This window comes from Romboutsia sp. 13368 (assembly GCF_018336475.1).
GTDB lineage: Bacteria > Bacillota > Clostridia > Peptostreptococcales > Peptostreptococcaceae > Romboutsia.
In genome coordinates this window covers 2,210,596-2,219,486 of sequence record NZ_CP048741.1, presented here as the reverse complement: position 1 = coordinate 2,219,486, position 8,891 = coordinate 2,210,596, and the positions used below count along the sequence as shown (strand labels likewise).

The 8,891-nt window shown below is 25.5% G+C and carries 9 protein-coding genes; 8 read left to right on the top strand and 1 reads right to left on the bottom strand.

The features are described 5' to 3' along the window. The first annotated feature begins 72 nt into the window (after positions 1-72). The gene (locus tag G3997_RS09270; RefSeq protein WP_296645495.1) at positions 73-1,443 is read left to right on the top strand and encodes a DUF3298 domain-containing protein; all 1,371 of its coding nucleotides are present in this window, start codon (positions 73-75) and stop codon (positions 1,441-1,443) included. Positions 1,444-1,476: 33 nt separating this feature from the next. Here G3997_RS09270 and sleC read toward each other — a convergent pair whose 3' ends face one another. Continuing rightward, on the bottom strand, positions 1,477-2,748 hold the full coding sequence (gene sleC, locus G3997_RS09265) for a spore cortex-lytic germination protein SleC (protein WP_296645494.1): 1,272 nt from the start codon (positions 2,746-2,748) through the stop codon (positions 1,477-1,479). Between the two features lie 117 nt (positions 2,749-2,865). Between sleC and G3997_RS09260 the strand changes: the two genes are divergently transcribed. The 7 genes from G3997_RS09260 (at position 2,866) to G3997_RS09230 (ending at position 8,797) form a co-directional block, all read left to right on the top strand. Beyond that, positions 2,866-3,084: a hypothetical protein gene (locus tag G3997_RS09260; protein ID WP_296645493.1), complete on the top strand. Its 219-nt coding sequence runs from the start codon at positions 2,866-2,868 to the stop codon at positions 3,082-3,084. Continuing rightward, positions 3,063-3,605, top strand: coding sequence for a PrsW family intramembrane metalloprotease (locus tag G3997_RS09255; RefSeq protein ID WP_330616308.1), 543 nt, complete (start codon positions 3,063-3,065; stop codon positions 3,603-3,605). Before G3997_RS09260 ends, G3997_RS09255 begins: the two co-directional genes overlap by 22 nt. After that, positions 3,598-4,896, top strand: a complete 1,299-nt coding sequence (locus tag G3997_RS09250; RefSeq protein WP_296645492.1) for an RsmF rRNA methyltransferase first C-terminal domain-containing protein — start codon at positions 3,598-3,600, stop codon at positions 4,894-4,896. Before G3997_RS09255 ends, G3997_RS09250 begins: the two co-directional genes overlap by 8 nt. Positions 4,897-4,962: 66 nt before the next feature. Further along, the gene (locus G3997_RS09245; protein ID WP_296645491.1) at positions 4,963-5,763 is read left to right on the top strand and encodes a hypothetical protein; all 801 of its coding nucleotides are present in this window, start codon (positions 4,963-4,965) and stop codon (positions 5,761-5,763) included. A gap of 19 nt (positions 5,764-5,782) precedes the next feature. Continuing rightward, the gene (gene lepB, locus G3997_RS09240) at positions 5,783-6,316 is read left to right on the top strand and encodes a signal peptidase I (RefSeq protein ID WP_296645490.1); all 534 of its coding nucleotides are present in this window, start codon (positions 5,783-5,785) and stop codon (positions 6,314-6,316) included. An 8-nt stretch (positions 6,317-6,324) separates the two neighbouring features. After that, positions 6,325-7,086: a sugar phosphate isomerase/epimerase family protein gene (locus G3997_RS09235; protein ID WP_296645489.1), complete on the top strand. Its 762-nt coding sequence runs from the start codon at positions 6,325-6,327 to the stop codon at positions 7,084-7,086. A 43-nt stretch (positions 7,087-7,129) separates the two neighbouring features. Beyond that, positions 7,130-8,797, top strand: a complete 1,668-nt coding sequence (locus tag G3997_RS09230; RefSeq protein WP_296645488.1) for a nucleoside kinase — start codon at positions 7,130-7,132, stop codon at positions 8,795-8,797. Positions 8,798-8,891 lie beyond the last annotated feature (94 nt).

Sequence of the window (8,891 nt, the reverse complement as noted above, 5' to 3'; positions counted from 1 at the left end):
TTAATTTTATAGGAATAAAAAATATAAAAATTCTAAATATAATAAAAGGATTATATTTAGGAGGACATAAAAATGAAATGTCTTAAAAGATTCTTAAAATATAAGTACATATTATTAGTTGCAATAATATTTGCCATATTTGCAAATATCAATATAGGTAATATGAGAGATGTATTACAAACAAATTTATCTCAAGGATTAAAGTCTATAAAAGTAACCGAAGAAAAAATTAAGATAGAGGAAAAAAATATATTTATAAATGCAAAAATGCCTAAAATTCATTATTATAATGAAGACGTAGAAAGGTATATAAATTCATATATAAGAAGGAATATAAATGATTCTATAAATAATCAAAGGCAATTGTCACAAATATATAATAATAATATAAAAACAGACATAAATATAGATTATCATATAGTTTTTGAAAATAGAAATTTATTAAATATGGTGATTTATAGAGAAATAAGGTATAAAGATAATAAATTTAAGTTAGAAAAAGATAGTTATATATTTGATTTAAATACAGGTCAAAGAGTATTCTTAAATAATCTATTAAAAGAAAATGAAGATTATAAAACTGTAATAGAAACCTATATAAAGCAACATATAAAACAAAATAAGATAAATATAGATAGCAATAAAATAAACATAGATAAATATACAAATTACGAAATAGTAGATGAGGGTTTAAATATTTATTTTAATCCCTATAAATCTAGTGAAAATAATGTAAGATATGAATTTAAGGTACCATTTGATATATTTAAAAATAAAATAAAAATTGTACAAACTAGCAATATAATTGCAAACATAGATACTCAGACGATAACAAAAAATAACAAGTATATAAACAGTGTTATAAATATACCTATAATAATAACTGATAATAAAGATTTATCAAAACATATAAATGATGAAATAACGACTAGTATAATGAAATTTTTCAATGATTCACAGCAACAAGCAAAAGATTATTATGAAGATTTACCAGAAGTAGAAAATAAATTTATTGCTAATGTTGACTTTGATATAAAGAAGAATAGTGATGATATATTAAGTATAATGATAATATATTATAAATATGCTGGGGGAGCACATGGAGAATATGAGAATGTAGCATATAATATAGATATAAATAATGGAAAGTTTATCTCATTAAAAGATTTATTTAAAGAGGAGATAGATTATAAAAGCATTATAAATGAAGAAATCAGAATACAAATAGAAGATTTAATTAAATCAAACGAAGAAAATAAAGGTGTATACGAGTTTAAAAGTATATCAGATAATCAAAAGTTCTATATTCAAGATGATAATTTAGTTATATATTTTGATTTATACGAAATAGCTCCTTATGCAGCAGGTATACCTGAATTTACGATAAATATTAGTAAAATAGATCATATATTAAAACCTGAATACAAAGAGATTTTTAAATAATAAAAGACCACTTTTTAAGTGGTCTTTTATATATTATATCTTTGGATTTAATGAGGCTATTTTAGTAACTGCAACATAAATTCTAGAAATTTCATACCAAGTTTTAAAGTCTACAACTCCAGATTGAGGAAGACCAAATATTCCTTGGAAGGTTCTAACAGCTTCAGCAGTACTATTTCCGTAAACTCCATCTTCTCTAACTTTAGGAATAGCAGGATAAGAGTTAGATATAGCGTTTAATTGATTTTGTATAGTTCGCACATCTTTTCCACTTGATCCAACTTGTAATGTATCTCCAGGATATGATACAGGAACACCACTAACCACAGGCGCGGTATTAAAAGTTATTTCATCTCCATAAAAATATCTTAAAATACTTTGATAGTCCATTCCTTGATCACCTAAATCTTTACTTCCCCATTGTGTCATTTCATTAGGGCATTGAGAATTTTTCCCATCACAATATTGAGCTAAAAGAGGTTGTCTAGCAGTAGGAGGTCTTTTTATAAATGTATTAAAAATATTGTCAACAACGACACTTATAGTGTCAAATATATTTCTATTATTTATAAATTTATGATCATATGCAGTAGATGATGTTATTGTGAAATTAAGTCCTTTACTTCTGTACCATTCTGTAAAAACTCTATTTAAAGTGAATGAAATTATTGCTATTACATTTGCATAAATAGTTTGTTCTGGCCAAGTAGAATATATCTCAGATGAAGCTACGTTTTTAATATATTCTTTAAATGGTATCCAGTAGTTTGGTGCGGAGTTATCATCAGGTAAACCATCATGAACAATTACAAATTCAGGAACCACTGGATTATCTAGAACAACAAATCCTGTTGGTGGAGGTAGCGGTTTTAAATCACTTTCAGGTATTTTAGGTGGAAATGTTCCAAAAAGGGTATTCTCTGGTATATTAAATACATTCTCATTTTGTCTAGAGTAGAAGTGTCTACGTTGTGTTTGTGCATTTAAAGGAACATTTTGTCTAGATTCTATAGTAGGAAATACTTGAGTTCCATCGATAATAACTGTTTCATATCCTTCTGCAATTACTTCTACTCTATATTGACTATAAGGTCTAACATCTGAAGGTTGTTGAGAATATTGAATATCAGGTGCATCTAATGTAATACCAGTAACCTGACCTGAATTATTAGTAGTTAAATTTTGATATAATTGAGTTTGACTTTGACCAGACTCAGGTGCTGTATAAATATTTACAATAGCATTTTCAATAGGCCTATTAGTTGCGTTATCTATAACACTGACTGTTAAGAAACCATTTGGCATATAATCACCTCTTTATATAAATAATACTTTTCTATATTCATACTATGAAGATAACTATTATTTTGTTAAGCTAAATGGAAATAATATATCTATAAAATATAAAGAGAGGATAAATTTATGAAATTAGAATTATTGGTGTTAGCCATAGCACCTATAGCAACGATTATATTATGGATATATTTAAAAGATAAATATGATAAAGAGCCAATAATTACTTTAAGTAAATTTTTTATACTAGGAGTATTAGTAAGCATATTGGCAATATATATTGAGGATATTTTTATAAAATTTAATAATTACAAGGACTTAGATTTATATTATATACATCTTTTATAGTAGCTGGATTAGCAGAGGAGTTAATAAAGGCTATCATTTTAATACCAAATTTAATAAGAGAAAAATATTTTAATGAGAAGTTAGATGGAATTATATACTCTGTATTTTTATCATTAGGATTTGCAACAGTTGAGAATATAATATATATATTATTTGAAGATCCAACATCTGTTTTTGAAGTTAGTATTATAAGGGCTATAATATCTGTTCCAGCTCATATGATGTTTGCAATAGTTATGGGATATTATATATCTAAGTATAAATTTAATAGTTCTAAATATAAAAAGAAGATATACTTAATAATATCTATAATAGTTCCTATTTTATTACATGGAATTTTTGATTTTATATTGATGATACAATATAGATGGTCTATTATAGTGTTTATAGCTTATATAGCATTTTTATGGAAAATTAGTTTGGATAAGTTAGATGAATATACAAATAACTCTAGAAAAAAGTTTTTAAGACGATACAGAGAATTTAGATATAAAAAGAGAAAGGACGATAAAATTGATTGAATTACCAAAAAAGTTTTTAGAAGATATGCAAGGTCTTCTTAATGATGAATATGAAAGTTTTATAAAAAGCTACGATGAAGCAAAAACTACAGGACTAAGAATTAATACCTTAAAAATAGATAAAGAAAAATTATTAAACTTAAATTTATATAAATTAAGTCCTATACCTTGGGCTAATGAAGGTTTCTATTATGATGAACAGATTGATAGACCAGGTAAAAGTCCATTACATGAAAGTGGAGCCTATTATTTACAAGAACCATCTGCAATGAGTGTAGTTCCACATCTAGATATAAAAGAAGGTGATAAAGTACTTGATATGTGTGCAGCACCAGGAGGTAAATCTACATATATACTATCAGAATTAAATGATACAGGATTATTAGTATCAAATGAAATAAATCCAACTAGAATAAGGGCATTAGGAGAAAATCTAGAAAGGTTTGGAGCTAGAAACTGTATAATAACAAATACTGATTCTAACAATTTAAGAAAAGTATTCACAGGATATTTCGATAAGATAGTAATTGATGCACCTTGTTCTGGACAAGGTATGTTTAGAAAAGATGAAGTTGCAATAACAGATTGGAGTTATGCTAAGGTACTAGAATGTCAAAGTATCCAAAAAGATATAATAAGAGATGGATATGATATGTTAAGTAATGGTGGAATATTAGTGTATTCTACTTGTACATTTGCAAAAGAAGAAAATGAAGATGTAATAAATGAATTTATATCTGAATATGAAGGTGCTAAGTTAATTGAAATGCAAAGAATATGGCCTCATAAGGTTAAAGGGGAAGGTCACTTCGTAGCTAAAATTCAAAAACTAGAAGATGAAGATTGTAATATAAAATATATAAAAATAAAAAATAATGATAAAGAAGTTAAAGATTATAGAGAATTTGAAAAGAAATTCTTAAATATATCTATGGGAAATAGATTTGATATAAGAGGTGAAAATTTATACTTATTACCTGAAGAGCATCCGGATACAAAAAAATTAAAGGTATTAAGATATGGTCTTCACTTAGGAATGTTAAAGAAAAATAGATTTGAACCATCTCATGCATTATCTCATTATTTAAAGATGGAAGATGTAAAGAATGTAGAAGACTTTAGTATAGAAGATAGTAAAGTTTTAGACTACTTAAGAGGAAATACTATAGAAACTGGAAAAAGTAGAGGTTGGGTTTTAGTATGTGTAGAAGGCATAGGACTTGGATGGGGAAAAGAGTCTAATGGTGTACTAAAAAACCACTATCCTAAAGGATTAAGAATAAATTATTAAAAAGTTAATAAAATCCCTAATATAGTTCAATAATAAAATATAAGTTTATATTAGGGAGGTTAGTCTATGGCAAATTTAAATGAAAATCAAGAATATGCAATATCTAAATTTCTAGAAAGATATGATTATGATGCTATATTAGATATATTAGAAGAAGCAGGAATAATAAAAGGAGATTTATATTTTCTAATAGAGTCTTGTCAGTATTCTGTAAACTTTGAATTTAGAAAAGCATTAAACTCTATACAAAAAATGAGTAGTCAAATGTTAAATAGAAGTGAAATTAAAAAACTTATAGCTAATTTAAATAATCTAGAAATAGGGGAACCTGAAGATATATTATCTGAATTAATAGAAAATATAAAAATTCAAATTGTAAATGAAGAATATATAGATTTTTTAGGAAGACTTTATAGACTGAAAGAAGCTTTATTCAAGTATATATTTGTTAGTACTAAAGAATCTAAAACATATAAGGTATCTATGCATGGATATATGGTATCAAAGAAAAATATACTATACACACTAAAAAAGAAGTATAATATTTATAGTGGCAACTTAATTAAAGGAGTTACTCAATACATAAATAGACATGTGAAAAAGACTAAAAGAATGGAAAAGGTAGTAGAAATATTAAATAATGAGAGGCTAGAAACTTTGATAAGGATGAGAAATGAAAGTCCTGTAGGACATGGTTTCAAAGGTGTAAGTAAAGAAGAAATAGAAAACATATACGGAAATCCTATGGAAGTTTTAAGAGATTTAGTTAAAGCATGTGAACTATTGGACTTAGGTATTAGTTCAAATAAATATGATGACATTAATGAGATGGTTATTCACATGATAGGGAGTAGTGAAAATCATTAATTTAGAGGAGATGGTATAAGTGAGTGAAAAGTTAAAAAAGGAGTTAATTGAGTGGGTAAAAGTAATTGCAACAGCTTTAGTATTTGCATTTATAATAACTCAATTTATAAGACCTACTTTAGTTAGAGGGGAATCAATGTATCCAACATTAGTAGAAAATGATTATTTAATAATAAATAGAATGGCTTATAAAATAGGGGAGCCAAAAGATGGTGATATAATTGTATTTAAAACTAATTTACTACAAGATGATGGAAAACCAAAAGATTTAGTGAAGAGAGTTATAGCTACAGAGGGACAACATATAAAAATAGAAGATTCTAAGGTATATGTTGATGGGAAACTTTTAAATGAACCATACATACATGACAATTATACTAGTGGTGATATAGATATGATTGTACCAGAAGGCGAAGTATTTACTATGGGAGACAATAGAGAAAAGAGTTTAGATAGTAGATATGAAGAAGTAGGATTAGTTAATGAAAAAGATATAATGGGTAAGGTTATGGTAAGATTATTCCCATTCAATAAAATAGGTAGTGTAAATTAGGTGAATATATGAGATTAGGTATATCTGCACTTTTATATAATTTGGATGATGCATTAGAATTATGTAGACAAATTAAGGATATTAATCATATAGAAATTGGACTAGACAATTTAGATGAATGTATAATATTACAAAAATATAAAGGTGAATTTAAAAGATTAGGATTATCGATAGGTATACATCTTCCAATGGAACTTAATTCATGTGAAAATATAAAATATATACAAAAATCATGGATAAATTTTATAAGAATTATGGAAGAAAATTTAAGTGAATTTAATATAAAGTACTTTAATATGCATCTAGGATATGTAATATCTGAAAGGTTAAATAAAAATAGAATAAAGTACTTAGATAATAGTGTAGAGTTTTTAAAAAAATTACTAGAAGAAGTTAATACTAAAATTTCGATTGAAAATACATATTCTAAAGATGGAGATTTTTCGAATATTGGATATATATATAAGGATTTTGAATATATATTTAATAAGATTGACAATGAAAAACTATGTTTTTGCTATGATACAGGACATTGTTTAATAAATAATAGTGATTATATAGGAAATCTAAATGATAAATTAATGGTTGCTCACTTAAGTGATAATGATGGTATTAATGATAGTCACTTAGGTATAGGGAGAGGAATCTTAAAAGAAACTGAAATACAAAAATTGATGAATACTAATTTAAAGTATTTAGTACTAGAAATTAATTATAATCATATAAAAGAGACTTTGGGGATTTTAAGTAAAATAAAAAGAGGGGTATAATACACCTCTTTTTACTATATTATTAAAGAAGGGAGTATATATTATGGGAAATATAAAAGTATGTATAGATAATAAAAATAGAGAATATAGATTAGATGATAAATCTTCAGGTATATTATTGGAAAGTATAGTAGAAGATATTGAAAGTGAATATAAGGGATATATAACTCTTGCAAATATAAATAATAAGTTAAGAGAATTGAGTTATGAGGTAAAGGAAGAATGTGATATAAAATTTATAGATACAACAAATGCAGATGGCTCGAGAGTATATTTTAGGACTCTATCTTTTATATTTATAATGGCTTGTGACGAACTTTTCAATAAACCAAAAGTTACAATTGAACATTCATTAGCAAATGGACTTTATTCTGAAGTTTATGTAGGAAATACTCTTCAAGAAAATGATATAATAAATATAAAAAATAAAATGCAAGATATAATAAATAAAAACTATAAAATAGAAAAGATATCTACAACTAAAGAAGAAGCTATTAAGATATTTGAAAGTAATAATATGTATGAAAAAGCGGAATTATTGAGATATAAAGAGTATAATGATGTAAAGATATATAAATGTAATAATAATATAGATCATTTTTACGGTCATATGTTACCTTCAACAGGACATATAAAAGTTTTTGATTTGAAGAAATATAGAAATGGAGTAATATTATTAGGTCCAAGTGAAAGTGATAAAAAAGAGCCAGCAAAATATATACCACAACCTAAATTAGCTAATATATATAAAGAAGCTGAAAATTGGGCTAAGGTTATGGAAATAGATAAAGTTACTACTTTAAATAAAATAATACAAGATAAGAAATATGGTGAAGTTATAAGAATAGTTGAAGCTTTACATGAAAAGAAATTATCTCAAATAGCTGACATGATAAAGAACAAAGGTAAAAGAGTTATACTTATAGCTGCGCCATCTTCGTCAGGGAAAACTAGCTTTGCTCATAGATTGTGTATACATCTTAAAGTTAATGGATTAAGTCCTGTTTCTATATCTTTAGATGATTACTTTTTAAATAGAGAAGATACTCCATTAGATGAATTTGGAAATTATGATTTTGAATCAATATTTGCAATTGATTTAGAAAGATTTAATTCAGACTTAAAAAGTTTATTAGAAGGTAAAGAAATAAGTTTACCTAAGTTTAACTTTAAGCTAGGAAAAAGAGAAGAAAATTATAAAAAATTAAAGATAAAAGAAAATCAACCAATAATACTAGAGGGTATACATGGTCTGAACCCTATATTAACATCTTCTATACCAGATGAAGATAAATTTAAGATATATATTAGTGCTTTAACTCAAATAAACTTAGATGATTATAATAGAATACCAACTACAGATTTAAGACTTATAAGAAGAATTGTAAGAGATTATAATTTTAGAGGATACAGTGCTAAGCATACGATTATGAATTGGAATTCTGTAAGAAGAGGGGAAAAGAAAAATATATTCCCATATCAAGAAGAAGCTGATATAATATTTAACTCAGCCTGTGTCTACGAGTTAGCAGTATTAAAAAAATATGCAAAACCATTACTAGAAGAAATAGAAAGTAGTGATGAGGCATATATAGAAGCTAATAGGCTTCTTAAATTCTTACAATATTTTATTGAATTAGAAGATACATCGGATATACCTTCTACATCTATATTAAGAGAGTTTATAGGTGGAAGTAAAATAGTAGATTAATTTAGAAAAGGGGTTGTATTGAAATATTTATTTTAATATAACCCTATTTATATTACATACGATATTTATAAATATTATATACTTAGGAGGAACA